Source organism: Methylomonas subterranea (genome assembly GCF_024505185.1).
Taxonomy (GTDB): Bacteria; Pseudomonadota; Gammaproteobacteria; order Methylococcales; family Methylomonadaceae; genus Methylomonas; species Methylomonas subterranea.
Genome location: NZ_JANIBJ010000009.1, coordinates 40,884 through 66,451 on the forward strand (window position 1 = coordinate 40,884; position 25,568 = coordinate 66,451).

The 25,568-nt window shown below is 60.4% G+C and carries 20 protein-coding genes; all 20 read right to left on the reverse strand.

Features of this window, described 5'->3' with window-relative positions; all coding sequences use genetic code 11:
• Positions 1-8: 8 nt before the first annotated feature.
• The 20 genes from NP590_RS06290 to NP590_RS06385 all read right to left on the reverse strand — a co-directional run bounded on the left by NP590_RS06290 (position 9) and on the right by NP590_RS06385 (position 25,562).
• Positions 9-1,553, reverse strand: a complete 1,545-nt coding sequence (locus NP590_RS06290) for a hypothetical protein (RefSeq protein WP_256601440.1) — start codon at positions 1,551-1,553, stop codon at positions 9-11.
• Complete coding sequence (locus NP590_RS06295; RefSeq protein ID WP_256601441.1) at positions 1,550-3,400, reverse strand: hypothetical protein; 1,851 nt, start codon at positions 3,398-3,400, stop codon at positions 1,550-1,552. Before NP590_RS06295 ends, NP590_RS06290 begins: the two co-directional genes overlap by 4 nt.
• A gap of 21 nt (positions 3,401-3,421) precedes the next feature.
• The gene (locus tag NP590_RS06300; protein WP_256601442.1) at positions 3,422-5,128 is read right to left on the reverse strand and encodes a hypothetical protein; all 1,707 of its coding nucleotides are present in this window, start codon (positions 5,126-5,128) and stop codon (positions 3,422-3,424) included.
• 3 nt (positions 5,129-5,131) lie between these two features.
• A complete protein-coding gene (locus NP590_RS06305) occupies positions 5,132-6,973 on the reverse strand; it encodes a hypothetical protein (protein WP_256601443.1) in 1,842 nt (613 codons plus the stop codon).
• 15 nt (positions 6,974-6,988) lie between these two features.
• Positions 6,989-7,930: a hypothetical protein gene (locus NP590_RS06310; protein ID WP_256601444.1), complete on the reverse strand. Its 942-nt coding sequence runs from the start codon at positions 7,928-7,930 to the stop codon at positions 6,989-6,991.
• Between the two features lies 1 nt (position 7,931).
• Entirely contained in the window at positions 7,932-10,334 is a 2,403-nt protein-coding gene (locus tag NP590_RS06315) for a phage tail protein (protein ID WP_256601445.1), read from the reverse strand.
• 4 nt (positions 10,335-10,338) lie between these two features.
• Positions 10,339-12,513, reverse strand: a complete 2,175-nt coding sequence (locus tag NP590_RS06320; RefSeq protein ID WP_256601446.1) for a putative baseplate assembly protein — start codon at positions 12,511-12,513, stop codon at positions 10,339-10,341.
• A gap of 37 nt (positions 12,514-12,550) precedes the next feature.
• Positions 12,551-12,946, reverse strand: coding sequence for a GPW/gp25 family protein (locus NP590_RS06325; protein ID WP_256601447.1), 396 nt, complete (start codon positions 12,944-12,946; stop codon positions 12,551-12,553).
• A complete protein-coding gene (locus NP590_RS06330) occupies positions 12,943-14,790 on the reverse strand; it encodes a hypothetical protein (RefSeq protein WP_256601448.1) in 1,848 nt (615 codons plus the stop codon). The genes NP590_RS06325 and NP590_RS06330 overlap by 4 nt, the downstream gene beginning before the upstream one ends.
• Positions 14,784-15,431: a phage baseplate assembly protein V gene (locus NP590_RS06335; RefSeq protein ID WP_256601449.1), complete on the reverse strand. Its 648-nt coding sequence runs from the start codon at positions 15,429-15,431 to the stop codon at positions 14,784-14,786. The genes NP590_RS06330 and NP590_RS06335 overlap by 7 nt, the downstream gene beginning before the upstream one ends.
• Before the next feature lies 1 nt (position 15,432).
• Positions 15,433-16,479: a phage late control D family protein gene (locus NP590_RS06340; protein WP_256601450.1), complete on the reverse strand. Its 1,047-nt coding sequence runs from the start codon at positions 16,477-16,479 to the stop codon at positions 15,433-15,435.
• Positions 16,479-16,640 (reverse strand): hypothetical protein, encoded by a 162-nt coding sequence (locus tag NP590_RS06345; protein ID WP_256601451.1) that lies wholly within the window; start codon positions 16,638-16,640, stop codon positions 16,479-16,481. Before NP590_RS06345 ends, NP590_RS06340 begins: the two co-directional genes overlap by 1 nt.
• 21 nt (positions 16,641-16,661) lie before the next feature.
• Positions 16,662-17,447, reverse strand: coding sequence for a CIS tube protein (locus NP590_RS06350; RefSeq protein ID WP_256601452.1), 786 nt, complete (start codon positions 17,445-17,447; stop codon positions 16,662-16,664).
• Entirely contained in the window at positions 17,440-17,925 is a 486-nt protein-coding gene (locus tag NP590_RS06355; RefSeq protein ID WP_256601454.1) for a phage tail protein, read from the reverse strand. The genes NP590_RS06350 and NP590_RS06355 overlap by 8 nt, the downstream gene beginning before the upstream one ends.
• Positions 17,918-19,483, reverse strand: coding sequence for a hypothetical protein (locus NP590_RS06360; protein ID WP_256601455.1), 1,566 nt, complete (start codon positions 19,481-19,483; stop codon positions 17,918-17,920). The genes NP590_RS06355 and NP590_RS06360 overlap by 8 nt, the downstream gene beginning before the upstream one ends.
• A gap of 3 nt (positions 19,484-19,486) precedes the next feature.
• Entirely contained in the window at positions 19,487-19,942 is a 456-nt protein-coding gene (locus NP590_RS06365; protein ID WP_256601456.1) for a phage tail protein, read from the reverse strand.
• Between the two features lie 12 nt (positions 19,943-19,954).
• On the reverse strand, positions 19,955-22,132 hold the full coding sequence (locus tag NP590_RS06370; RefSeq protein WP_256601457.1) for a phage tail sheath family protein: 2,178 nt from the start codon (positions 22,130-22,132) through the stop codon (positions 19,955-19,957).
• 40 nt (positions 22,133-22,172) lie between these two features.
• The gene (locus tag NP590_RS06375) at positions 22,173-22,994 is read right to left on the reverse strand and encodes a hypothetical protein (protein WP_256601459.1); all 822 of its coding nucleotides are present in this window, start codon (positions 22,992-22,994) and stop codon (positions 22,173-22,175) included.
• A complete protein-coding gene (locus tag NP590_RS06380; protein WP_256601460.1) occupies positions 22,991-23,584 on the reverse strand; it encodes a Pvc16 family protein in 594 nt (197 codons plus the stop codon). The genes NP590_RS06375 and NP590_RS06380 overlap by 4 nt, the downstream gene beginning before the upstream one ends.
• A gap of 655 nt (positions 23,585-24,239) precedes the next feature.
• Positions 24,240-25,562 carry an HD-GYP domain-containing protein gene (locus tag NP590_RS06385; protein ID WP_256601461.1) on the reverse strand — a complete coding sequence of 441 codons (1,323 nt, stop codon included), beginning with the start codon at positions 25,560-25,562 and terminating at the stop codon, positions 24,240-24,242.
• Positions 25,563-25,568: the final 6 nt, after the last annotated feature.

The window sequence follows — 25,568 nt, forward strand, 5'->3', positions numbered from 1 at the left end:
GGAGCCTCTCAGATCAGCGGCAAGCCGCCATAGTGAAATTTGACCACCTTGCCCAGCCACGGCAGCCAACCCGGATCGATATCCAAACCCACCCGCCTCAGGTCCAGATTCACGCTGTCCAGCGCATAAAACACATCGACATGGCTGGCGTCCGCCTCCAGCAAGGCCGGCACGGCTAGGATATCCCGCCGGAACAGAGCCGCGCCGTAACGTTGCCTGCCCCATTGCAACAAATCCTGGATTTGCGGCATGGCCGGCAATTGCCGTAACCGGGCCGGCTCGGCGTAGCCGCAGAAATAGGCAAACAAATTTTCCAGTTCGGGCTCGACATCCCATTCCATGGCAAGCGCCAGTTGCCACAGCCAACCCCAGGCCGAGGGATAATCGCGGGTCGCGGGCTCGGACAGCAAGGCTTCCAGTACCTGGGGCAGATTCAGAAAGTTCAGCAGATAAAACATTCCGCCCTGTTGGGTGAACAGCCGGTTTGGCGCAACCCAAACCGCGTTCGCCAACGGCTCCGGCTGGTTTGCGGCTGGCGCGGCCGTTCCGGTCGGATCGGCCATGCTTGCAACTACGGCTCGCGCCGCAACGGGTAAAACCGCCGGGCCGCTCCCGGCCCGCATGCCGGCCGCCTGTTCGCCGGCCGATACCGCCGGAGCCTGAATGGCCGGGACTGCCGTTGGCGGCTGACCTCGGTTTGCCGGCGCATTATCTATAACAGCTTGCGATTCGGCGGCCAGCTGCAAGGCCTCGACGCGGGATCGGTCGTCGCCGGTTTCATGAATATCGGACTCAAGGTTTATCGCCGGACCGGCCGAGACAGCTTGCAGTTGCCGTAAAACGCCGAGATAGGGCGGCGCTAATTCAGCCGCCCGCTGTTTCAAGGGTTGCCATTGGCGTACTACCAGCAAGGCGGCCAATTCCAGCACGCCGGCGGGCCACCGCGCGCCGGCCAAGGCCGTTTGCCAGGGCGCAAACCAAGCCGGCGGCAAGTCGACGGGATGGGCATCGCCGCCGGCCGCCGCTGCCAATCGTTGCAGTTCGGGCCATGACGGAAAGACCGCTTCGCACAAGGCCCGCGCCTGGGTTTCGCTTAGTTGCCGGCAAAACCGGCGCAATTGCTCGCGCCGCGCCAAATGCGTAATCAGGGCCGGAATCAGGTAGCGATGTTGCCGCCAGCAGTTGCTCAAGCCGTCCGCCATCGGCATTTCGAACAGGCCTGCCCATTGCCGCCAATACCAGCGGTATCGGTTTTGCAGCAAATCGCGGCTCAAGCAGGCCAGCAACTCGGCATCATCGGCAAAATACACGGCCCACCAGCGGTCCGCATCGTCTCGCCAGCCCGACACGGCGGTCCGCCGCAGTTCCCGCGCCTGTTCGGCCAAACTGTAAGCCAGCCGGCCGGCCGATGTCAGCGCTTGCAAGCGCCGGATAAACAGATACTCCCTGTCCCGCAAATGCGGCCAGGCCGCCCGCTCCAGATCGTCCGCCAGCAGCCGGCGCTGGCTTTCGCGGCCCTTGAAATGCAGTCTATCGATATGAATCGCGTTCATCGGGGGACGATCCTGCCCATGGCCAGCTTGCCGCTGACGCTCAAACCTTCCCGCGCCGCTATCGGTTGGTAGACCTGCATCAGCGTGGCCACGGTACCGTTTTGGTCGTGATCGTCCACCCGCAGCACGCCCACCACCTGGCGCTGCGCATCCAACAATTGCAAAGTCTGACCCGGCGCGGCCACCCGGTTCAGATTCAAGCGCAGCAATTCGCCGGGCCGAAAAATGCCGGGCAGGGTTTTTAAATTGCCGTGCAATATCTGCTCGGGATCGTCCGACGCGGCTATCAAAACGCAGGCGCCCAGCAGATGGGTGACGGCGGCGCGGCTGTGGTCGCCGGCGGTTTCGGCCAACTGGCGGTAAAACCAGTGCACCAGTTCCACCAGGGTGCGCACCCGGCTGAAATCGGCGCTTTCGACTTCGGCCAGATTGGGCCAACGTTCGGGTTGCTCTATCGGCAACTGCCTGTCTTCCGCCAATTGCGCCCAACGGAAACGTATTGACGGCCGCACGCCGGCCAATTCCCGCAACAGACAGCCGGCGGCCCGCGTCAGCTGCGTTTGCAAGGCCTGGGCCTTGCCGCTCAACAGAGCGGGAGAACCGGTCAGGATGTCTTCCAGCGACAATAACGCGTGCGCGCCGCCGAATTGTTGCAGCAACGATGCCGATTGCGGCGGGCTCTTGCCGGCAAACACCGTCAACAGCTGGGTATTGACCTGCAATAATCCGCTCAGGCGATTGCCGACCGACTGAGTGCGGTTGACTTTACCGCTCAGGCGCTGCCGGCGTATATCCAGCAACTGGGTTTGCCGCGCGCGGCCGGGCAGCAGATGAGCATCGTTTTGTAAAACACGCCAGTCGGCCAGCGGAATATCCAGCAGCGTATCCATGAACGGCGCCAAGTCGTCCGGCAGCTCCGTATCGATATCCGAACAGCCCGGCACCGGATCGCCGGCGGATTGGCCGCGCAGGGGGCGGGCATCCGGCAACAGTCTGCCGGCGGCGGTTTCCCGCACTCTGACGTAATACAGGCCGCTGTAATTTTCCAGAATCGCCCGGCGTTTTTGAAAATCGGTTTCCACCCGCCGCCAGTCCTCGCTGACCAGCCGCTGCGCCAGCGCATAATCGCCGGCATCTTCCAGGCGGGTGCGATTCAAGGCATCCAGATGGCCGCGAGCTTGCGTAATCTCGGACGCCAGCCGCTGCTTGTCGTCGCGTAAATTCAGCAAGCGCTTCAAAACCGTGCGTTGCAGCAGCAGCAGGCGGCCCTGCAGATTGCCCACCACTTGGGTTTCCTTCAGCAGCAGCCGCCCGCTATGGAACAGTTTGGACGCATCATCGGTCAAGGCGCGGATATCTTCGTTACGGGCGGCAAAAATGTCCCGGTAACTTTTCAATTGGCCCTCCCGCATCTCGTCCTTGAACAACGGCGCGACATCCGCATCGTCCCGATACTTCTGTAAAAACGCCTGGGTTTTGGCCCGCAGGCTGGCATTGCTGTCGGCATCCTCCCGCCCCAGGTCGTCCTGCAGGGTTTTCAAGCTCAGGTTGAAGCGTTCCAGCACGCTGAACAAGCTGTCGATATGGGCGATGGACGCCTGTTGATCCGCTTGCGGCGCGCTAAACACTTCCTTGGTGGGCGGCTTATAGGTCAAATCGTATTTCAGCAGATTGCTGCTGAGCATGACCTCGTTATTCAAGGCCAGCTGAGTCTGAAACAGATTGCCCTGCAACTGCAATTCCTGGCTGACCGCCAGCGGCTGGCCTTGCACGGCCAGCATGGGCTGTAGCTGTACGCCGGCCGCCTGCTTGACCGCTTCCTGGTTAAACGAGACTTTGTTGGTCATGACGTTTTCCTCTCTGCCTGATCACGCGGGTGGGGTTTTGCTGGCGAACTTGATATCCGGCAGCCAGCGCGCCACCGCCAAACCGCTGCCGTCGCCGGGCAGGCCGCCCGCCAGACGGGAAAAAGACAGGCTGACGTGGTCGATTTGCTGGCGCTGGCTGCGCTGCATGTCGGCATACAGCGCCAGCAATTCGGCCAAATCGTCTATCAATTGCTCGGTGCGTTCGATTTGCAGACTGGCATCCAGATACTGTTTCAGCAGGCCGTCGGCCTCGCTGGCGGGCGGAGCGCTCCAATCGAAGGTTTCGCCGGCGGGCGGCGGCGGAACGGTCTCGGTGTAAGGCGCCGGCAACTGGGGATTGATGCCGTTGGCGGCGGTTTGCCAATCGCGGCTGGAAGCTATCAAGCGGCTGAAAAACAGCTCGGGCGTGATAGGCTGGCCCTCGGCTTCGGTATCGATCTTGTCCGGCACGCCGCCGAACAGGCGTTTGCCTTCGCTGGTTTGAAAATCCGCCGGCCGAAGATTGTTGAACAAGGCGTCGTACTGCACCACCCAGTCTTTCCAGCTGTCGTGCGCCTTTTGTGCGTAACGGTACAAATCCTGCTGCATTTGCCAATCCGGCAACGGCAAATCCAGCAGATCGGCGCGGTAATCGGCGTCGGGCACCGCCAACAGCAAGCGGATGCGGTCGCCGCCGACGTTTTCCAGGTCTATGGACATGCGCGGCAGTTCGCGGGCCACCAGACCTTGTACCTGGCTTTCCGCGATTGGCGCCATCTCCACCTGCAAATGCGGCGGAAACCAATGTGTTTTGGGCAAGCCGGCCACGTCTTCCAGAAACAAGGTCGGCAACACGCCGGCGGCCGGCAGATAAGCCAATTTAAAACTGTCGATCAGCGTTTGGCGGGCGGCGGCGTCCGCCAATTGCCAGCCGTCGAAATGCTGTTGGATGGTCTGAGTGGCATGCGACAAAAAGGTCCAGTAGTTGGCCTTGGCCTTGGCCGGAAAGCGCCCGGCCACCGCATCGAACCACAGCACCTGGTCGTTTTCCACCGCCAACATACCTATCGGCACCGCGCCGTCGGCTGCAAACCAGTCGCTGTCCAGGTGTTCGGCCAGCAGGCGGTTGACGGTCAAGTCGCGGTCGGCCTTGGCCGCCGCCACCGCCTCGTTGGCTTCCCAAACCGGTTGCAGCGTCAAGCGGGTGACGGTTTCGATGCGGGCGTCGCGCAGCAAATCCAGCTCGTCGCGCGCGCAAGCAGCGAACTGACCGCTTTTATCCACCGCTTCCAGTTCGCGTATCACGCATAAAAAATAAATGCCGTGTACCGCGCCGATAGGATTCAGCTGCCGGCCGCGCTTGTCCAGATACTCGGTTTGTTGCGTCCGCCAATATTGATCCAGCGGAAATATCATGTTGACGATTTTACCGTCGCCGCCCACCGCCAGTCCCGGACGCACCCGAAAAAGCCAGTCGCTGGTTTCGCTGTCCTCCAAGGGCACTACGCCGGCGGCCACTTCGAAACCGTGGATAATGCCCGGCGCGTGCCCGCACAGCAAGGGCGCCAGACGCTGCTCGGTATAGCTTTGCAGGATGTCGAACTCGCGCTCGCCCATGCTTCGGCCGGCAAACAGATTCAGGCGCAGCCGGCCCTGCTGTTGCAAGGGATCGGCGGCCAAGCCGTTGCCGGGCGCGGCTTGGTGTAAACGTATGCTGCGATTGGTCATGGCTCACCTCCCCAAAAATTCCGCGCTAAGTTTCCAAACCTGCAGGGTATCGTCTTTCAGGCCTAGATCGGGGCCGGCATTGACGATGTATTCATGGGCCGGTTTGTCGGCTTGCAGGGTTTCCAACAGGTTCAGCAACAGTTTTTCCAAGGAACCGGCTTCCAGGCTTTGCAACAAACTCGGCCAGAAGGCCCGGTCGTAGACGCTGTCCAGCAAAGCCAGCACCCGGCCGGTCAACTCTCGTAGTTTGGGTTGATTGGCGATGTTGTCCAGATATTTTCGCGCCGCCTCAATGGCGTTGCCGTCGCGCAGACCGCGAGCCTCGATGCGGGCCGCCAAACCGTCGCCGGTTTGCCCGCCGCTGTTCAGCAATGCATCGTACTCGACCTTGAGACGGGCGTATTCCTGCTGGGCCGATTTCAATTGTTGCCGGCTGGTCTGCAGTTGAGTCTGGAAGCTGTCCCTGGCCTGTTCGGCCTGTAACAGGCGCTGGTTGAGTTGTTCCAGCTCGCTGCTGTCCGGCGGCAAGGCTTCCGGCAACTGAAAGCCGCGCGCCAGTACCACGGTGCTGACATGATTTTCGGCAATGCGGGCCGGACGCCGCAGATAACGCAATTGACCGTCGGCCACCCGCTCCCAGACGTTGCGCCAATAATTGGGCTGGGCGGTATCGGCCGGCGGTCGCCGCAAGGGCCGCGCGGTCAGATTCAAGGGCAGCAAGCCGGGCAACAAGCGGGCGGACAAGGCGAAGGGTTCCTCGGCCGCTGTTGCGGTCGGCGCTTCCAGGCGGCGGGCGTAAAAATTGAAATCGGCATCCGCCAACGGCGCCAGTATCATGATCTCAACATCCGTGTCCCGGCTCAGATCGATCGCTTGTTCCAGCATGGCTTCGGCTTCCAGCACCGGCAAATCTTCCTTGCGTACCGGCACGATGCTGACCTTGAAGCTTTCCGGAAAATAGCGCTGCAGCGCCGCTTCCGGATCCACGGCCTGTTTGGGCAGGGAGCCGACCGGCGGCAACCATTGAAAAAACTGCCCGGCAGCGAAGGCCGCCGGCAAGGACGACCAATTGCGCGCGCTCAATACCTCGGCCAGCAGTTCCTCGTAATGGGCGGCCAGCAATTGCTGCGGGACGTTGTCTTGCAACTGAATGCCGGCGGGCCGGTACAGCAGCGAGCGGTCCAGCCATTGGCCGATGTTTTTGTCGATGGCCAGCAAGCCCAGCGCGACCGCGTCGTCCGGAATTTCCGGCAAGGGCTGCAATTGCGGCAGGAATTTGGCCGCCAAGGCCGCCCGGCTGCTCAATGCGCCGCCGGACGGATAATTCTCCCGCAACGGCAGCAGAGCCAGTTCCACGCCTTCTTCGTAACTGTTGATGCGCGGCTGGGTTTTTTGGCCGATGTCTTCCGGATAGGTTTCGGCGATACCGACGCCTTTTTCGGTGTATTGCAAGATCAAGGCATACAAGCCGCGATTGAAATAGCGTAGTGGCGGCTGATTGATGACGGCGATGTCGGCCCGCTCGGTCAAATCGATAGTCAAACCGTTGACCGCTTCCAGCACCCTGCCCGAAGCAGCGATGGCCAAACCGGCGCTGACCGTGATTTTTTGCGCAGCGCTCAATTCGGCCCGCAAACCCTTCACTACCCCGCTGCCCAACACCCGGCCGGTTTGCCGCAGGCGCTCGTCCAGATATTGCTGGTCGCGGGTCAGGTCGGCGGCTTTCAACAAGCGGCCGTCGAAGTAGTTGCTGCGGGACAGAAACGGGTCGAGACTGCTTATGCGCAGGCCTCCCTCGCCGAGTTCCGGAACGGAGAAAGGCTGAAATCCCAGGCTGTGGCTCATGTCGCTCTCCTGACTTTACGGGGTTAAGGAACGGTGCAGGCTGATCAATTGCTCGGGGGTGGTCACGAAGGGCCTGAGCAGATTATTGATTTGTATCCTGCCCGGGTTGCTGACGACTTTACGGTCCGCATCCAGTTGAATGCGGATGCGAGCCAGCAAGGTTTGGGCGGCCAAGGTTTCCTTGGTCAGCATGTCCAGGGGGTTCTTACCGGCACCCAGGGCATGCAGCATGGCGGCGTTCAAATTCAACAGGCCGCCGTTATCGGCGTGAGCGGTCAAATAGGTTTGTTCCTCCGGATTCAGCGCGGCGGCCGGATCTTCGGGAGCCCGGCCATGCAGGTGACCAGCCCGCAAGGGCTCCAGATAGGCCGGCGGCCCCCAGGGCGCAAATACCGGGTCGTCTATCAGGGGTTTTTCCGCAATCAGGTCCAGCAGAATGCAATCCTTCAGGCGGCTGGGCCGCACCGGATCGGTACCGGCATTGAGCTTGGTTGCCATGACCGGTTGCAGCGCGCTGGGCTGTTCCTGGTAACGAAACACCACTTTCAGCCACAAACTGTTATCGCCGCCGTCGAAACCGCCGTTGGCCGCCTGCCAGATGCGGTTTTTATCGCAGTGCGCTTCCAGCCAGTCTTTCAGGTTGATGCAATAGGCTTCGTGCGAACTGACCTCGCGGCCCAGGCCATCGATACCGATGCCCGGCGACACCATCAGTTTGGTCTGAATATGCTGATCGGCATTTTCCGCTTCTTCGGCCTCCAGGCTCACCACCAGTCCGGACAAGGTACCGTAACCGTGCAGCCAATATTGATGCCGCACCAGCCGCCGGCGGTGGTAATCCTGTTCGCTGCTGGTGGCTTCGACCCCAAGCAGCATGCCGGGCTCGAACACTACCCGTTTCAAGGCTTGTTCGAACTGGCCGTCGCCGATCAGGCTTTGGTCTTGCATTGCGGTCATGTCAGTCTCCTGAGTTTTCGGTTTCGGGTGCGGTCGCCAGTTCCGGCGCCAAGGCAATGGGGTTTTGCAACAAGCCGTCGCGGCCCAGACGGATGCGATCCAAAATCAGCTTTTTCCAGGCCGGCGTGCGTTGCAGATAACTGTCGATTTGCAGCAACGGCGACAAACCCGGCACGAAGGCATAATCGCTGGTCCTGACGGCCCATTGCAGATGGGCGGGCAATTGCCGCCGCAGGATCTGTTCCACGCCGTTCCGTTGCTCGGCGGCCGGGCCGTGCAATATCACGCTCAGCCGGTGGCTGTAACGGTCGAAAAACTCGGCGACGACGCGCCGGTCGTCGGCACTGTCCCGGATCAGGTCAGGCGCCAGCAAGGCCAGGAATTCCCGCGCGTTGTCGGCGCTTAATATCAGACTGTCGCCGACGATGCTGTTGCCGCTTTGGCCGGTGCCCAGGGTCAAGGGATGTCGGTCGTCGCTCAAATCCAGCCCCAAAATGGTGGCCAGCGTGCGGCGCAGGCGAAAATGCTCCACCGGAATCACTTGGCCGCGGCTGACGCCGCCGTCGGTGGCGATGTCCAACGCCAGACACAGGCCGGCCATGGTACCGCGCTGGCGTTGCAACTGGCCGCTGAAACTCAGCCAGTCGCGTTGGCGCCGCATCGGCCAATGTTCGGGCAATTCCACGCCCAACATGCCGGCCAGGGTCTGCAATTGCTCGGCCGGCGCGGATTGCGGGTCGATCAGCATTTCGCCGGCGCCGATGCGGTCTTCGATGGGCGTCAACTGGCCCTCGAAGGCAGCCAGCAGGCGTTCGCGAAAATCGGCGCCGTTGGCCGGACGCAAATCTCCTTCCAGCGGCCGTTCCTGTTGCTGAAAATGGCGCGGCAAATAGTGTTGCTGCCAGGAAAAACGCGGCATATGGACGCGGATGGCATGAATGGCCGGCGTATGCCGGCCGTCGCCATCCATTTGCAGTTTCAGTTGTAAAAAGCGGCCGCGCAATTCCCGGCAGGCGCCGGACCGGCGCTGCAACAGAATCTGATACAAGCCCTGGTAAGGCTGTTGCGGAGTTTTCCAGCCGGCGTAAAACGGTAATTCCGAGGCTTGCGGCAGCCACAGGGGTTCGGGCTGCAATTGCCATTCGGCGGCGGATTTGCCGTCGGTTTCATCGTAGGCGCGGGCATACAGGCGCAAGCCGCAACCGGCAGGAATACAGGCTTCCAGATACAAACGGTGCCAGAGCAAATCCGGCGTGCCGGCATCCAGCGGTTTATCCAGTATGCAGACGCCGTTGCGCGGAAAGCGGGCCTGCGGCAACGGCAGCAGCGGCATGGGGCCTTGGGCGGATTGATAGCGGGTTTTACCGTCCAGGCCCACCATGAAACGCGGCGACTCCAACGACAGCATCCGGTAACGTTCGCCGTCCAGGCGCGCCGTGCCTTGCCGGCTGTCCAGTATCACCACCGGACAATCCCATTGCCCTTGGCCGGTCTGCGGCGGCTTGGGCACCAGCAAGGCCAGCCGCCGCGGCGCCACCGCCGAACAATCGACGGCAAACGGCAACTCCTCCGGCAACGCCACCTCCAGCAGCGGCTGATCGGCATCGTCGCTCAAGGCCCGGATCAACAAATGCTGCCGATAAGCCCCCGCCGTTTGCCGGTAAACCAACAGATACAAATAGTCGGCGTCTACGCACATCGCCAGCAGGCCGTCGTAAAACTCGGCGTCCCGGCGCCATTGCTGTTGCAGGGCCTGCGGGTTGGCGCTGAGCGGATAAAATCCCAAGGCCGGCGGATGATAGGGTTGCGGCAAAGGCTCGCCTTGCGCCATGGCAATGGCGGCTTGCGGATTGCCGTCGGCATCGGTATATCGGCCCGCCAGCCAGACCCGCCGCCGGCTATCCACGCACAGCCGCTCCGGAACAAAATCCAGCGCGCAACGCTGTTGCCAGCGGCGTTGCAAATCCATTGCGACCAGCGCGTTTTCGGCGCCGGAAGCCGCCAGAGCCACGAGACTGCCGCCGCCAACATGCAAATCCACGAACCGGCTGAAATCCGGCGCCAGCACCGGCGCCAAGCTCAATTGGTCTATGGTTTGGGCATCCGGGTTGTCGCTACTGGCCCGCACATCCCGCCACTGGCTGCTTTGCCAATCCGCCTTGACCTGAAAGCGCTTGCCGTCCGCGCCGATGGCGCCGATCTGGCCGTGCTTGTCCATCACCCGCGCCGGTGCGTTGGTCCAGGCCGACAGGGCCTGTTCCGGCGTGGGCCGCGGAAAAAAATGCGCCTGCTGCTGTTCCAGTCTGAAGGCCTGCTGGCGGCCGTCCCAGACGAACTTCAACGAGCGGCTGGTAAAGTCGCCGGCCGTTTTGAGCACTAAAAACGAGCTGCGGTTGCTGTCCATGGTCTTAACAAATGTCCGGAATCACGGGAGTCGGAATCCAGTCATTGATGGCTTCCCGTTCGCCGGCGCCGCTGACGATATTCGGCGCTTGCGGCGCTTCGCCGGGGCTGTCGGCTTGCGGCTTGATGCCGACCAGCTCCGGCAATTGCCAAGCTTGCAAAGCCAGACTTTGGCCCTCGCTCAGGGTCAACCACTGGCCGCCGTTGTTACGCGCATACAGCAATAATCCGCCCACGGCCCGCACGCCGGCCACCCGGCCGGCCACGGTGCGCAATTCGTTGACGTCCACGGCCTGGCCCAGGGGCCAACCCCGGCCGTTGCGGCCGCCGGGCGCCAGCGGCCACAAAAAATTCAGCAGGCTTTGTTCCACGGCCCGATAAACCTGCTGGCGGGTTTGCGGGTCTTGCTCGCGCAGCGGCACCGCCAGCGCCACTTGCACATATTCGGGGCTCAACACATACAGCTCGGTACCCAACAGGCAGCGTTCGCTCAAATAGGCATACACGTCTTTCAACAGGCCTACGCTGGTGCGCGGAAAAGCGCCGATAGCTTGCTCGGCCGGCGGCAGCACGAATACGCTGACCACGCCGGGCACCTCGAAACGGGCGGTAGCCAGACTGGAACCCGGCAAAAAGCCGCTCAGCAGTTCGGCTTTCGCCACCGGATTGACCGGATTGTCCAGGGCCAGCCGGGTGAAATCGTCGCGGGTCACGGCCCGGTTGCGGTGGCTTAAAAACGCGGCGATGCGCTGCTCCATTTGGCTGACCGTTTCGGCGTCGATGCCGCCGGCGGTCGGAAAATCCTGCCGCACCTGTAAGCCGGCGGCGGCATTTTCCAAGACACTCAGGCTGCCGGCCGGCAGATTGCCGGCCGCGCCGCCGCCGTGCCGGTAGTACGCGGCACGAACCCGTTTGCCGCGGCCCGGCAGTTTGCCGCGAAAACCGTCGCCGAAACGCAACCAGCCTTCCGCCGCGTCCAGCGTGTAGACTTTATCCTCCGCGCCGGCGGCGCCGAAATGCTCGACCCGCCGCCACGGAACATATTGGCCGTTTTCTTCCACGTCTATTTGCGCGGATTCGGCGTCGATGTTCTGTTGCGGAAAGGCCAAAAGTTGATCCGGCTGGCCGGTCGCCAAACCCAGCATCACATCGCGTTCCACGCCCTGCCCTATCACGTCCACCGCATTGACGGCCAGATAGCCGAGAACCAGATCGGGTTGTTCCGGACAGCGCAGCCGCAGCCAGAACAGCATTTGCTCCGGCTTGGTAACGCCGGGCTGCTCCGGCGGGCTGTTGCGCAAGCCGGCGTTTGCCGGATCGTCCGGCAGAAACGGCTGCAACAGCGAGGTATCCTTCGGCAAGCGCAGCCTGACCACGCCCGGCCGGCGGGCACCGTTGGAACTGTCGGCCAATTGTTCCAGCGGCAGATAATCGAAATCGCTGACGCCTGTTTGCCGCCAGGCCAGCTCCCATAACAAATTACGCGGCAAGGGCTGGCTTTCCCGTTCGGCAAGCAAATCGTCGGCCGGGGCGATGCCGATGTTCAAGGTAATGCCGGCCAGATTTTTCACCAGCTCGGTTTTTTGGGCGACCAGCGGTAACGGCAGGCTAAAACCCAGGTACAAGGCCTGATCCACGGTAGCGGCCAAATCCATGCTATCCCGGCCCGGCAGCAAGTGGCGGGGCCGGAATGGTATCGCGGCATTGCCTGCCGGCGACGTCAATTGCAATTGTTCCGCCGTGACGCCGAACTCGGCCAATTGGGCGGCACTGACGGTTTCCTTGCAGACCACGTCCAGCAGCAGCGGCGTGGGTTGCAAGTCGCCGACCGTACTGAAGCTTTCCGCGCCGGCCGGCAAGCGGCTTTCGGCCGGAATGACGGCGGCCGGATTGGCGCCGCGCTTGCGAGTGGCGTCTATGCAAACCAGTCCCCTGGCCGGCAGCGCCGGCCGGCGGGGTATTTGCAGCAGATTCAGGAAGGCCTGGCGCTGCCGTTCCGGAATCAGGTTGGCGCGATACAGTATGGTTTCGGTCAACCAGGCGAAGACATCCACCAGGGCGTGTACCGGGTCGCCCGGCACGATTTGGGTCAGCTCCGGCAAGCTGTGCAACAGGCGCGCCTTGGCTTCTTCCACCAATTCATCGAAACGACGGTCGTCGAGATTGATCATGGGTTTCATAGTCACCTGCGTATCCACGCTGCCGTGTTGAAAGTTTTCATGCGCCGCTAGCCAATTGCAAGGCAAAATCCACCTGCCCGGCCGCGCCGTTTTGGCGGACCCGGTAATGGATGCTGACATTGACGTAGCTGATTTGCCCCGGATCGGGCAGTACCTGCACGCTGGTCAGTTCCACCCTCGGCTCCCAACGGCTCACCCCGCGCGCCACCGCATCCTTGATCAGATTGCGGGTGGTTTCGTTATTGGGCTGGTGGATATAGTTGGACAAACCGGCGCCGAAATCGGGCCGCATCAAGCGCTCGCCCGGCCGGGTGGCCAAAATGTTCCAGATCACCTGACGGATGCTGGGATTGTCTTCGGCAAATCGCAAGCGGCCGTTATCCAGTTCGATTTCCAGCGGCCAGCTGATCAAGGGCGAGAGTCGGCTGTTCATTTGGGTTTGGGTATCAAAGTAATGGCGTACGGCAGCCATTGGAAAAACAGATTCAGCAGATTCAGCACTATCATCAGCAACAGCATCGCGCAGATGGTAATCACCGGCAGGCTGAAACTGACGATCCATTCCAGGCCGAAACTATTGCCGGGTTTTTCGCTGGGAGGCATCTCCATGCCGATAGTTTTCAGCTTCTCCGCCAGATCCTTGGGGGCCACGAAGGTGGCGCCCTTGGCCAAGCCGCGTTTCAGATCGGACAACTTGGGCATTTGAATGGCTTGCGGCCGGCTGGCTTCCGGATCGAACGGCGCCGCCACCCGAAACGGTTCGCTGTTGCCGCCCCAGACGATCTGTTCGCAACCATGCGAATCCAAGTAACGCACAAACGGTTTCAGATAATAAATGTCGTTTTGATTTTGCTGATAGCGCGGAATTTGCAGGCTGTCCACATAATCCCGGGTCAGGGCCGTCGAACGCTCGAACAGCAGCTCCCGCAAGCGCATGGCTTGCGCCTCGTCGAAAAACAGCTGCCAATCTCCGGCTACATTGACGAATAAATCGGCCACATCCTGGTCGCTACTGGCCTTGGTCAATAATGCAGCCTTGTTGGTATCGAAGTAATTTTGCAGGCTTTGCAGTTTAAAATTGCCGCTATCGGACAAGTAACTTTGCAAGGCATGCAGGCTGACATCCGCCGCGACTATGCTGGCTTGCAAAGCAGAGAGTGCCGCGTGCGCGGTCGGATTGGGCAGAATGCTTTTGGCCAATGTCGATACGCCGGCCAGCCATTGCAGCGCTTGCGCGGCATCGGCCGTCAGGCGCGCCGGGGTCAAATCGTCCGCCTCGGCAAATTCCGGATACGGCAACAGCGGCAAGCGGCCTCGAGCGGCTGTCAAGGCCGCGAGCGTGTCGGCGCCGAACGGCGCCAACGCATCGGCCAGCTCGAGGCAGCGTTGTCCGACCAGGGCCAGGGCTTGCCGGCATTGCTGATAACGGTTGCGCTGCGGCAAGCGGTAAAAATGCAGGCCGACGAAAAAGGCGTTCAGCGCCGAATTGGCGCCGATGCCGGCGTCCAGCAATTGGTAGCGGCTCACCAGCTGATTGACCAGTTCGATCAAGGCCGGTTTGGCCACGCCGTCGCGCAGCACATGGCCATCGCCGCGTTTCCAGAGCGCGGCTTGGTTGGCCGGCAAATCCCGGCGCCCAAACGGCCACGGCAAGCCGTCGACGAAATAGTCGGCGGCGACGCGCTTCTCCAGCAGTTCATTGGCTACCGAGCCCGACAAAGGTAGATAACCGTACAGCAGGGTGTGTTTGCGCTGCCTGCCGTCGGCCGCGGTGGCGGTGATCAATTGGGCATGCAAGGGATAGGTTTCCTCGCCGCTGGGCAAAGGCTCCGGTAGGCGCGGGCGAATCAGACCTTGCCGGCGCAATTGCCGCGCCCGGTCCGGATCGTCGTCCGCCGTATCGCCGCTTTGCCAGCCCCGGGCCGCGCCGTTGCTTTGCAGCCAACGGCCGCCGTCGCGCCGGCGCACCACGAATCCGGCCGAAGCGATGTTTTGCGGATTGAAGGGCGGATTGCCGAAGCTGTCGCAGGCCACTTCGCAACTGACCATGTAAAACGTTCTATGCACCGGCAAGCGCAACCAAGGCAGGCTTTTGTCGTCGGCGAAACGGTCTTCGAAACGCCAGGCCTGCGCCCGATTGCCTTGCAGCGTGCCTTGCCGCATGGCCTGTAAATGGCGGGTGACGAAATCCTCGTCCAGGTAACGGTGTATCAGCGTGCCGTCTTCCCGGTCGGCATAATAAGGCGCCCGCAGCACGGGCTTATGTAGCGCTACCATATATTCCCCGCTCCCGGCGTATAACTGCTGGAAACCACCGCATTGCTGATCAGGGTGTCGCATTTGACCACCCCGGAAAATTTGCTCATGCCGGCCTCCACTTCCACCATGCCGGCCGAGACTTTCACCTGGGCCGCCGATATGCTGACCTTGGCCGAGGCGTTGATTTTGATTTCGGCGTTGCTGAACTCGATGCTTTCCGAGCCTTTTGCTATCAACACCTTGCCGCCTTCGGCTTCGCTGATCTCCAGGTGGTAGCCGCTGCTGGTTTTGATATCGATCTTCGCATCCGCGCTATCGTCGAATTTAAGTTGCGAGCCGGACGGGGTGCGGATGCAATACACGTCCTCCGCTTCGCGGGCTGCTTGCGGCTGGCTGTCGCCGCCCGACCACAGAGCGCCCATCACCACCGCCACTTCCGGACTGATAAAGGCCAACACCACCTTTTCGTCGATTTTGGGCAACAGGCTGACGCCGTAATCCGGGCCGGCGCTGTTGGTCAATACGGCCGCCCACAATTCCATGTCGCCGACCGCCAGCCGTACCTTGATCCGGCCCCGGTTGTCCGGATCCCGATTATCCAGCACGGTGGCCAGATGCAAAGTCTGCAAGGCACCGAAAGCGTGACCCAGGGTATTCATATCAGGCACTCCAGTCGGCGCGGTTGAGTTTTAAAAAACTGCGAAAACCCAGTGCGCTATCGAAACGGTGGCCGCAGTGGACGATTTGATAACGACCGCGCAAGCGCTCGGAAACGTCGGTCAGTTCGACTTCCCGGCCCGCCGCGAACTCCACGTTGCCGGTGCAGACCGCCTCGCCGGCCAGAAAGGCCTTGGCCCGGCTACGAAACGCCGCCGAGGCCCACTTGTCGGCTTCGGCCTGGGTTTTGGCGAAGGGATGCGGAAAATAGGCCTCGCCCGGCCAGCCCAAACGATTCAGCAGGTCGCGGGCCGAAGTCGCCGAGGCCGGCGGTTGCAGGGCGGTGCCCTGGGCGGAAGCGGTTTGGTCGGCGGCCAGATCGAAACCCGCCACCTTGGCCTCTGTCGGCTGGCCGTTCAGATCGGCGATGATGCGCAAATATTCCATGCCGTCCTGCGGGCTCAAGCGCGGCGGATTGCTGTCGGCCTGTTCCGCCTTGATGCGCAATTGGCCTTGTTGCCAGCGCGCGGCAATGTCGTAGGGCGCCAGCAAGCGCTGCATGAAGGCCAGATTGCTTTCGTTGAACTGATGCCAGTCGCCGGTCTGCGACGATACCTGGATATCGGCCGCCAAACCGGCATCGTCCGCCAGGGTTCGCAACACCTGGTCCAGGCTTTGCTCATCGAAACGGCGGCTATGCCGTTGCCGGGCCAGTAAGTGCATTTTGTCTTCCACCAGCAACAGTATTTGCGGAGCGCCGTCGCCGTAGCGTTCTTCTATCGCGGTGACGTCGCCGCTGAACAACGCCGGCTGGTCTTGTTCGCCCATCATGATCTCAATCGCGGCGCCGTGACCGATGTGCTGGAACACGAAACCCGGCGTTTCGGAGTCGTCCAGCCTGCCCCAGTTGATCAAGCGAATTTCGGCGTGCGCGCGGCCGGACAGCGGCTGCTGTATCGCCACATCCTTGACCGCTTCGGCCATGGCGGCGGAATCGCCGCCGTCGACGCGAAAACGCGGCCGGGCATTGATGACGGCCGCGGCCACCATCAATCCACCAACAGGCGGGCCTGCCGCTCGCGCAGGATTTGCAACTGCCGCAGCAATTGTTCTTCCTGCTCGTTGGCGGCGGCGAACAGCGGATTTTCGCTGGCTTCGCCGGCGTCGGCTTGCTCGACTTCCGCTATCACTTCGTTGATAAAAACCGGCACTTTATGCTCCTATGTCTTTGTTTAAAACGCGCCGGGTATACGCGTACCCAACTTGTACGATTGGCCGTAACTGAATCCGCCGCCGCTGCCCGAGCCGCTCTCGGCGGAGCTGGGCGGCATCACCACCCCCTGTTGGTCGCTATGGCGCGGATTTTCCATACCGTTGTACAGTGCCGTATCCCGCCATTGTTTAGGGTCGCGGTTGGCGGCCAGATTGGCATCCGCGGCGCTGACGCCTTCGCCGTCCACCGCCAGCCGGCCTTGCCGGCTCAGGGCATCTTTTAAATCGATGATGTCGAACTGGTAATTGTCCTGCTTGAAGGTCAGCGCCAGCGTGGCGCGCAACGGCACGCCTTCCGGCGAGAAAAAATCCAGGGTCTCGTTGTAACTGCTCAACATGCCGATGAAGGAAAAACTGCCCCATTGAAAGCGGCAACGCTTGGGCGCCTTGGGTTGCTTGCTTTCGGCGTCTTGCGGCTTCATGAATTCGGTGGCAATCCGTTGCGTCTGCCGGCGCACGTCCTTATGCAGCAGGGTTTGGCCGCCGTCGGTCTCGCCGAGGTTTTCCGCCTCCAGCACGCTGGTATCGAACACCAGCTCGATGGCCAGGGTGGATTCGCTTTTATCGACGAATTGAGCAGCCTTGCTTTGGCCGCCGCCGCTTTTGCTGTCCTTCAAGGTGTTGGCCAAAGTCACTTTCAGGCTGGCCGGGTTGAATTGCACGCTGATCCAGCTTTCTTCCGCCGCATCCCGGTTTTGCGCATCCAGCGGTATCAACACTGCCTTGCTGAGTTTGCCGCTAGCCATTTTGCACCGCCCGCACGGACTGATTCCAGTTCACCGCAAAGCCTTCGTGATTCAAATGCAGTTCCTCTATCGCCACCTGATTGGCGCTGGCATTTAGATCCGGCCCCTTGAATTTGATCGGCAGCACGTTATCCAGCGTCCAAACCATGACCGCTCGTTCGGGGTCGGCCGGATCGATCAGTTGTATGCCGCAATTCAAGCGCAACGCATAATAACTTTGCCGGAAGCTACGGTCGAACAAGCGCCAAAGACCCTCGGCGTCGGTGATGCCGCGTTTCAGCACCACGGTGGCAAAGGTGGTCGGGCCGGCCAGTTGCACTTCGCCCCAATTGCGGCCGCCTTCCTTCAGGGTTTTGGGCGCCATGCTGGCCTCCAGGCCGCTGACTTCGCTGAAGGCGCCGTTGCAAACCAAACCGCCGCCGGCCGAATCCGGCAAGCTCAATTGCACATGAAAACGAAACGGAATGAATTCAGCCATTTTTGATGTCCAGTTGCCATTGACTGCTGTTGCTGCCCAAATCGTGGCTGAAATTCAGCACGATGCGGTCTATCGGAAATACCGGCGCCAGTTCGATGCGGTAAATCACCGTGCTTTCGTTGTCGTGACTGGCGGCGACGGAAAAAGCCTGTTCCGGCAAGGCCCCGCGCAGGGCGCCGGCTCTGTGCAGACCGGTAAAAAACTGCGTCAGCTGCGTCTTGCCCAAGGGGTCGCGCACATCGGTATTGAACAGCCAGCTTTCGCCCAGCCGCAGCAATTGCCGGTGCAACCAGCCCAAAAAACGCGCCACTTCGCCCGAACGGTAAGCCTCGACCGGCCGGTTCCTGCTTGTAAAACCGCCGGAACCCACCACCGGCGCGGCGCGGCGCTCGTCATCCAGTTGCAGGCGGTTTTTGTAGGCCACCAGCACGCCCACGCCCGGTTGCTCGCGTAGCTCGGCCACTTGCCGGCCGTGCACGGGCGGATACAGCTGCCACATGCCGGGCAGGGTTTTGCCGGCCATCGAACGCCAGGGCCCCAGGCGCTGGCTGGTTTCCAGCATGGCGCCGGCAATCAGGCCGACCGGACTGCATAGGGGCCGTTCCCGACCGGTCAAATAGGGAAACAAAAACTGCACCGCGTGCAGGCCGGTATTGTCGCCGGCGGCGACCGCCCCTATCGTTTGCACGGCCTCGCGGGCCACCGTCGGCAAACTGCCCTCGCCGACTTGCTCCAACGGCAAGGTCAACAGACATTGCACGTCCGGCCGGCGCTTTTTCAGGGTTTGCAGCATGGGCGCCAACAGGTCTTGCAGCGGCCATGGCCGGACCGGTTTGGGGATTTCCTCGCCGCGGCGGCGCTCGCGGTGATCGTCGGCGGTCGAGGCCGCGCAGGGTAAAAATACCGGATCGGGATTGACCAGCCGCATGCGCCGCACATCGGCCAAATTGGCCGGCACCTGCAAACGCTCCAGATCGGGCAAGGCTATTGCCCCCAGGTTGGGAATCAGCATGGCGCGGTCGAACGCCGACAGCCGCCGGGCATCGGCGTAATCGGCATGGGGGTCGGGCAAAAACCCGCCTTGCCCGCGCTGCTCGGCAATTCTGAATATCCATAGCTTTTTGGCGCCGTCGGCCAGCACACCGGCCTGGGACGACTGGAAAAAATCGGCGACGGCGGCCGGCAGCCAGGCACTGTTGCCGGCCAGCTGACTGCGATAGTTTGTGCCCGGTCTGTCGGCTTGCGGAAACAACACCTGAAAATGCGCCAGACTCAACAGCGGAATCGGCAGCTCGTAAAGCTGCAATAAAGCGGGGTCCGGCTCGGTCATGCCGCGCTCGGCCGGCGGCTTATCCCGTTGTGCCAGCCAGTTACGCAGCGTTTCCATCTGCGCGGCAAAACCCAGCCGGGCTATTTCCGCGACGGTTTGCGGACTTTCCAGCAGCAAATCCCAACGGGCGTTGCCGGAGCAATGGCCGAGCATGGCCACGTCCATCACCGCGTCAACCGCCGCCACGGGTCTGACCCGCATCTCCAGCCGGGAATCCGCCAGTGCCATGGCTTATTCCTGGTCCACCGTTTCGACCGACAACACCAGCTCTTCGATGGCCACGTCACCGCCGCCCTTGCCGGTCAGGGTCGGCCCGGTCCATTTGATCGGCATGGCGTTTTTTAGCCGCCAGGTCACCACGGTATCGGAGCGGTCTTCGTTGAGCAGCTTGATGCTGATGTTGCGCTTGCCGGACAGCTTGCCCTGGCGCACTTCGTCCAGCCAGTTCCATAGGTTTTGCGCGCCGATGATGCCGCGTTTCAGCGTGACATCGCCGGCCTTGTGGATACCGGGAATTTTGCTGACATGGTTGACCTTGCTGTTGCCGTTGCGGTATTCGGCGATGGTGACTTCGGCGTTCAGGCCGGAGACGTCGGAAAAGCCGGCGTCGACCTGCTCGCCCTGCCCCGGCTCCAGTTCGACCACGTAGTTAAAAGCGGAATAAGGAGTTTCTCTAAATACGGCCATGGTCGTTCACCTCTAGGCGTCTGCGGTCTTTTGACCGATGCGGAAAATCACGAACTCGGCGGGTTTCAAGGCCGCCACGCCAATTTCACAAACCAGCCGGCCGTTGTCCAGGTCGTTCTGGGTCATGGTGCCGCGGTCGCAGCGCACGAAATAAGCGTGTTTCGGGGTCGGCCCCAACAGATGGCCGTTGACCCACTCGTTGTACAGAAAATCCTCGATGGAGATGCGGATGCTGGCCCACAAGGCTTCGCCGTTCGGTTCGAACACCGCCCACTGGGTGGATTTGTCTATCGAGCGTTCCAGGAACAGGAAATAACGCCGCACGTTGACGTATTTCCATTCCGGATCGCTGGACGTGGTGCGGGCGCCCCACACCCGATGGCCGCGTCCCGGCAGGGAACGCAGGCAGTTGATACCGTTGGGGTTAAGCAGTTCTTGCTGGAAGCGGTTGATGTCCTGCTCGAAATGCAGCGCGCCCAGCACCACTTCGTTGGCCGGGGCCTTGTGTACCCCTCGGCTGACGTCGGTGTTGGCATAGACCCCGGCGATAAAACCGCCGGGCGGCAGCGTAAGGGTGCTGCGTTTGCCGGTCGGGTCGCTGGTCACCACCCACGGGTAGTACAAGGCCAGACGGGTATCGTCCAGGTTCGATTTGAAATCGCGGATTTCGCTGATGCTCATGTTGGCTGCGCTGTCGACGATGCCGACCCGATACTGCATGCGTTTGCAGTGTTTCTGCATTTCTATCACCACCGCGAGGTGCTTGGCCATGGTGTCCAGCGCGGCGGCGGCCGGGGTCATCACAATGGAAATGTCTTCAACCTGCTCGAAGGCAGCCAAGCCGGTGTTGCCGTTCTTGTCGTCGACTTCGCCGGCGTAATCGCCGCTTTCCGGAATGTCGCCGTCGCTGCCGTTTTGCAGTTCGATCAGATAGCGCGGGCCGTTGACCGGATGCGGGGTATTCAGCGCCGCGCTATCGAACAAGGCATGCAACAGATTGAATACGTTGGCGTCGGCGGCCACCGTACAGGCTATCGGCTGGGTCAGCTGCGCGTCGCGGGTGGCCGGATCGGCCAACAATTTTTTGCCCAGCGAATCATCGGCAGTAGCCGAAGTCGACAGGCCACCGACCCGGTATACCACTTCGCCGGCGGCGCCCTTGCGTAGCTTGTCGATATCGTCTATCCGCAGCACGTCCAGATCGAAATTGCGCCGCACCAGCAAGGCACTGACATTGCCGGGCAAGGCAGCCAACGCTGAAATGGGGAAATCGATATCGGCCGCCAGACCGGCGTTTTGCGCCATCGGCAAATTGATCAACGTCAGATTGCCGCCGGCGTCCGCCTTCAGCGATCCCTTCAAGACCGTCAAGGTGCCCCAGTGCGCGACCCCGCTGACATTGGACAGATCGGTGACTTGCGACAAGCGCAACTCGGCCGCCACCCCGGCCTGCAATTTACCGCTGGCCGGCGTGCGCATTGCGACGCGGCTGATTTTGCTGCTGGCGGCGGGCAATTGGGCGATCACCAAGCGGGTCAACGCCGCATCGGCATCGTCCTTGTCCTTGATTTCGCCGGATAGAATATCGAAATTGGCGCCGTTGCGGCGTACCCGGACCTTGAGGGAAATCGGAAAACGGTTGGCTTGCAGATCGCCCGCCGCCACCCGCGCTTCCTGCGGCACATTGGTCGCTTCCAGATAGACTTCTTCGCCTTCCAGCGGCGTAGTGGTGGTTTCTATCGAAAACAGGTTTTCGCTGTCCCGCCAATGCAGCTCCAATACGTAATTGCCGACTTTGCCGGGAAAGCGGCTTTTAAAACTCAGCTTACCGTCGGCGCTGGCCCGCGCGGCCCGCGCCGCGCTGCTGCCGTCGGCCGAGGTATTGCTGGCGTTGACGTCCTTGACCACCCGGCTGACAAACAACTGTTTGCCGCCGTTGTCGAAAAACGCCCGCGCCGCCAGCGCGGTGAAATTGAGTTGGGTCTTGTTGCCGGCAAATTGCAAATCCGCAAGATCGCCATAGATGCGTTCGAAATCGGCAAAGCTGGTCACCGGTTCCGGCTTGCCGCGAAACGGTCCGCTGCGGGTCGGTCCGACGATGGCGGCCACGCTGGTGCCGACACCTTCTATGGAACGGGCTCGAAAGCTCTTTTCTTCTATGTATACGCCTGGGGCGAGATACTCGGGCATGGTATGCCTCCTTCAACGATCTTGGGTTGATGTAACCTGATTAGGGACTTTTTAACTCCAGGGTGCTAACGCGGGTTTCATCGGCAACAAAACCCAATTTAAGGCGCTGATTTTTACTTTCGGCCAGCACGGTGAGCGTGTCCGCGAATACGCCGCTGCCGGCCAAGGCGATCCGCATGGCGGTCATTTGATCGGGGTCCGGAAACATGCCGCCGGCTTGGGTTTTATCGGCCTTGACGCTCAATTCCGCGCTGAAACCGGCCGTCAGCATGGCTACCGATAGCCGCGTGACCGGAATTTGAAAAAAGCCGTCGATGTCGGCTTGCGCGTTAAAGATATAACTGTCGCCGGTAGCGGCAAGATTGACCCGCAGAGTCACCAAGGCCCAGGAAGCGGGCCGGGCTTCGCTTTCATCGGCTTGTTTTTGGTAGCGCAACCGGCCCTGCAAGGATTTGTTTTGGCTGAGCCGGGTGCCCACCACGGAGCGGTACAAGGCTATTTGCGGATAGCTGTTGTTGCCGCAGTCGGTAATGAAGGTACGCGGGTTAAACTGGCCGGCCGGGTCGCTCACCGTGCCTTTTAGTTGATACGGCGTTTCGGCGGGTCTGGCCATTTGGGTTTCCGCGGCCCGCCCCGGCTGCTCGGTGCGCTGCAATTGCTCCGAATCCGGCAATTGCGCGCGCCAAATTACGCTAACACCTGGTTTATGCGACAAGCTGATGCCTTTGACGGCGAGATTCTCGTCCAGGTCGATTTGCAAGGCATTTAGCACCGGGTTTTGCCGGCCTTCCCTGCCGGTACCGTCCAGCCAGCGAATCACGTCACTGCTTTGCCGGATCAGGGTTTCCTTGAAGCGGATCATTGCAGTTCTCCGACCGGCAAAACGATGCTTTGCACCGGCTCGCCGCCCTCTTCCCGCACCGGTTCCAGGCGCAAGGTTTTGATGATGTAGGGCGCGGATAGAATGTAATCGTGCGGCAGGCTGTCCCACATACGCATGAAATCCTCACTGGACATGTCTTCCGGCAGGATTTGCACCCGATCCTGGTCCCGCCAGTTGCGGTTGCCGTCGCCGATATGATCTTCTATATCCGCCACATCCAGTTCGGTACCGGAACCTAGCACCTGCATGGCCCAGGCCAGCACGACTTGTTCGAATGTGGTTTTACTCCAGCCGATCAGCAGGATGTGCAGATTCAGCGGCAGCTCTTTTCTGGGTTGATTGCCGATACCGGGCTTGGGGGGCAGATGGCGGTTTCTGCCGAATGGATCGATGGAAATGCGGTGTAAGTAGATGCCGACCTTATGAGTGGCGTCGACCGGGCCGGCTTTCAGGCTTTCGCTGCTAAGAATTTCCACGCCTACCGACACGACGTCCAGCATATCCTTGAATTGCTCAAGATAAGCCTTTAACGCCTCCAGCACTCCCGATACTGCCGTGTAATTCGCCATACCCGCCCCTTTTTTGTTTTGCGGTTGCGAAAGTTCCCTCCGGCATCGGCAAACGCATTTTTTATATCAATCTAGTTCATGGTTTTAAACATGCAAGGTTGACAACAGATTAAATTTTCATGAACAAACTTGAGCGACTGGCGGAGCTTGGCTGGATAAACGTTTGATTTTAAATCGCCGGATGCGCGATTCGCCGGACCGAAGGGGCGTCCGTACTTGGCGAACAGATTGAAAAAATGCTTCCGCATTCGGCAAGCAGAGCATGTAAAACACCAAGGACCATGCGGGCGCGGAAGCCCGGCCCATAAAAAAGCCGATTGAAGCAAGGGCCTGATTTTTGGGCTATTTGCATTCCGCGGTTGGAAATTACAACGGACTATATTTTTCAATCGCGCCGTATTGTGCAAAAGTTGGCCACACTGGGGATGTTCGGTATCGGCCAAAAGCGGCCGGTCGGGGTAACTATCCAATTTCAATGGTTCAGGCATCCTAAGACTCCGCCGAATGTCCGGTATTCGGCGAACAAAATGCCGTTACCACTGCCTCACAGCAGCCAAGAGTTGCAGGCCGTGAGCGGCAGGTTTCAGACAGTTCGGGGGATATACCAGGCAACCGGTACTTCTACCGCGACCTGCTGCTGGACCATGACAATAAGTTAAAGATTTTCGTCAAATAAATCAGAAATATCGCATTTAAAGTATCGTTGAATGATGTCTGCCAATTCAATTCTGGCATCTTCTTCATGCCGCGCGAAGCGATGGTATAAGGGCTCTACAATGCCCACGAAAACGTTTAACAACTCCGGATCAAAATGCTTGCCAGCCTCTCGTCGGAGGTGATCTATCGAATCTTCGTAGCTCAATGCCATTTTATAAGGACGCGCCGACGTCAAGGCATCGAAGACGTCGACGATGGCGAAAATACGTGCCGTCAGCGGAATTTCCTGGGTTTTCAGACCGGAATAGTAACCGCTGCCGTCGAATCTTTCATGATGGTTACCGACGACATCGCCGGCATCGCGCAACCATTGGCAATGGTTGATGATGTCCAGTCCATGCAAGACGTGGGTTTTCATGATTTCGAATTCGCCGGCATCCAGCTTTCCGGGTTTTAGCAATATATGATCCCGGATGGCAATTTTGCCAATGTCATGCAAAAAGGCTCCCTTGATTAACGTACGAATACCGCCGGCGTTCAATCCGACCGCCTCGGCTAGCCTGACGGCATAAATAGTCACCCTAAAATTATGCGCGTCGGTCTCGCTGTCGCGTTTGGCGATCGCACTGCCAAAAGCTTGCAAGGTTTCCAGATTCGCATCCAGCAGATGTATCGATAATCGTCCGAGGTGATCGAATAAGCGGCGCACCACCGGATAATGCAAAGAGGTCACCAACATCACCAGTAATACCGAAACCGCAACCGAATGGATAATATTCCGCCATAATTCCGCGATAGCCTGCGGAGCAACCGAATAAAGCCCCCTTAATGTTGCCACGATTCGGCCATCGGCATCCATGATGTTCAAGCCAATCGCATACACGGGGTTGCCGTCAGGCCCTATCAATGGCGTCAAGGCAAGCTTGTTTCCGGTAGCGGCGGCTTGCCGATCATGGTTCTGAATCAGAGTTTGTAGCTGGGGATAGTCCGAATCTTCCATGCGCCCAATTTCGAGGCCATTGGCATTGTGAATCGATAACCAGACAAAATGCCCGAAGGCACTGTTCTTGGAAACTTTCCGCAAATCGTCCACCGCTTGCTGTACCTGCGATTCCCAAGGGCGATGGCTGAGCGCCTCAATATCCTGGATCCTTAGTTTCAGTAATTCGATGGATAGATGGGTACGCTCGGCAATGACGGCTTCGAACCGGCCGCGCTCCAGCCAAAATACGCCGCCGCCAACCAGAATGGACACCACGGTCGACAAGGCTATCAGCCTGGCTATCAAACTCTTCCGTAAAGAACCAATTCGTGATTTCATCGATAA

Coding starts and splice junctions, on each gene's coding strand:
- NP590_RS06290 (WP_256601440.1), bottom strand. CDS start 1,553: ATGAACGCGATTCATATCGATAGACTGCATTTCAAGGGCCGCGAAAGC.
- NP590_RS06295 (WP_256601441.1), bottom strand. CDS start 3,400: ATGACCAACAAAGTCTCGTTTAACCAGGAAGCGGTCAAGCAGGCGGCC.
- NP590_RS06300 (WP_256601442.1), bottom strand. CDS start 5,128: ATGACCAATCGCAGCATACGTTTACACCAAGCCGCGCCCGGCAACGGC.
- NP590_RS06305 (WP_256601443.1), bottom strand. CDS start 6,973: ATGAGCCACAGCCTGGGATTTCAGCCTTTCTCCGTTCCGGAACTCGGC.
- NP590_RS06310 (WP_256601444.1), bottom strand. CDS start 7,930: ATGACCGCAATGCAAGACCAAAGCCTGATCGGCGACGGCCAGTTCGAA.
- NP590_RS06315 (WP_256601445.1), bottom strand. CDS start 10,334: ATGGACAGCAACCGCAGCTCGTTTTTAGTGCTCAAAACGGCCGGCGAC.
- NP590_RS06320 (WP_256601446.1), bottom strand. CDS start 12,513: ATGAAACCCATGATCAATCTCGACGACCGTCGTTTCGATGAATTGGTG.
- NP590_RS06325 (WP_256601447.1), bottom strand. CDS start 12,946: ATGAACAGCCGACTCTCGCCCTTGATCAGCTGGCCGCTGGAAATCGAA.
- NP590_RS06330 (WP_256601448.1), bottom strand. CDS start 14,790: ATGGTAGCGCTACATAAGCCCGTGCTGCGGGCGCCTTATTATGCCGAC.
- NP590_RS06335 (WP_256601449.1), bottom strand. CDS start 15,431: ATGAATACCCTGGGTCACGCTTTCGGTGCCTTGCAGACTTTGCATCTG.
- NP590_RS06340 (WP_256601450.1), bottom strand. CDS start 16,479: ATGGTGGCCGCGGCCGTCATCAATGCCCGGCCGCGTTTTCGCGTCGAC.
- NP590_RS06350 (WP_256601452.1), bottom strand. CDS start 17,447: ATGGCTAGCGGCAAACTCAGCAAGGCAGTGTTGATACCGCTGGATGCG.
- NP590_RS06355 (WP_256601454.1), bottom strand. CDS start 17,925: ATGGCTGAATTCATTCCGTTTCGTTTTCATGTGCAATTGAGCTTGCCG.
- NP590_RS06360 (WP_256601455.1), bottom strand. CDS start 19,483: ATGGCACTGGCGGATTCCCGGCTGGAGATGCGGGTCAGACCCGTGGCG.
- NP590_RS06365 (WP_256601456.1), bottom strand. CDS start 19,942: ATGGCCGTATTTAGAGAAACTCCTTATTCCGCTTTTAACTACGTGGTC.
- NP590_RS06370 (WP_256601457.1), bottom strand. CDS start 22,132: ATGCCCGAGTATCTCGCCCCAGGCGTATACATAGAAGAAAAGAGCTTT.
- NP590_RS06375 (WP_256601459.1), bottom strand. CDS start 22,994: ATGATCCGCTTCAAGGAAACCCTGATCCGGCAAAGCAGTGACGTGATT.
- NP590_RS06380 (WP_256601460.1), bottom strand. CDS start 23,584: ATGGCGAATTACACGGCAGTATCGGGAGTGCTGGAGGCGTTAAAGGCT.
- NP590_RS06385 (WP_256601461.1), bottom strand. CDS start 25,562: ATGAAATCACGAATTGGTTCTTTACGGAAGAGTTTGATAGCCAGGCTG.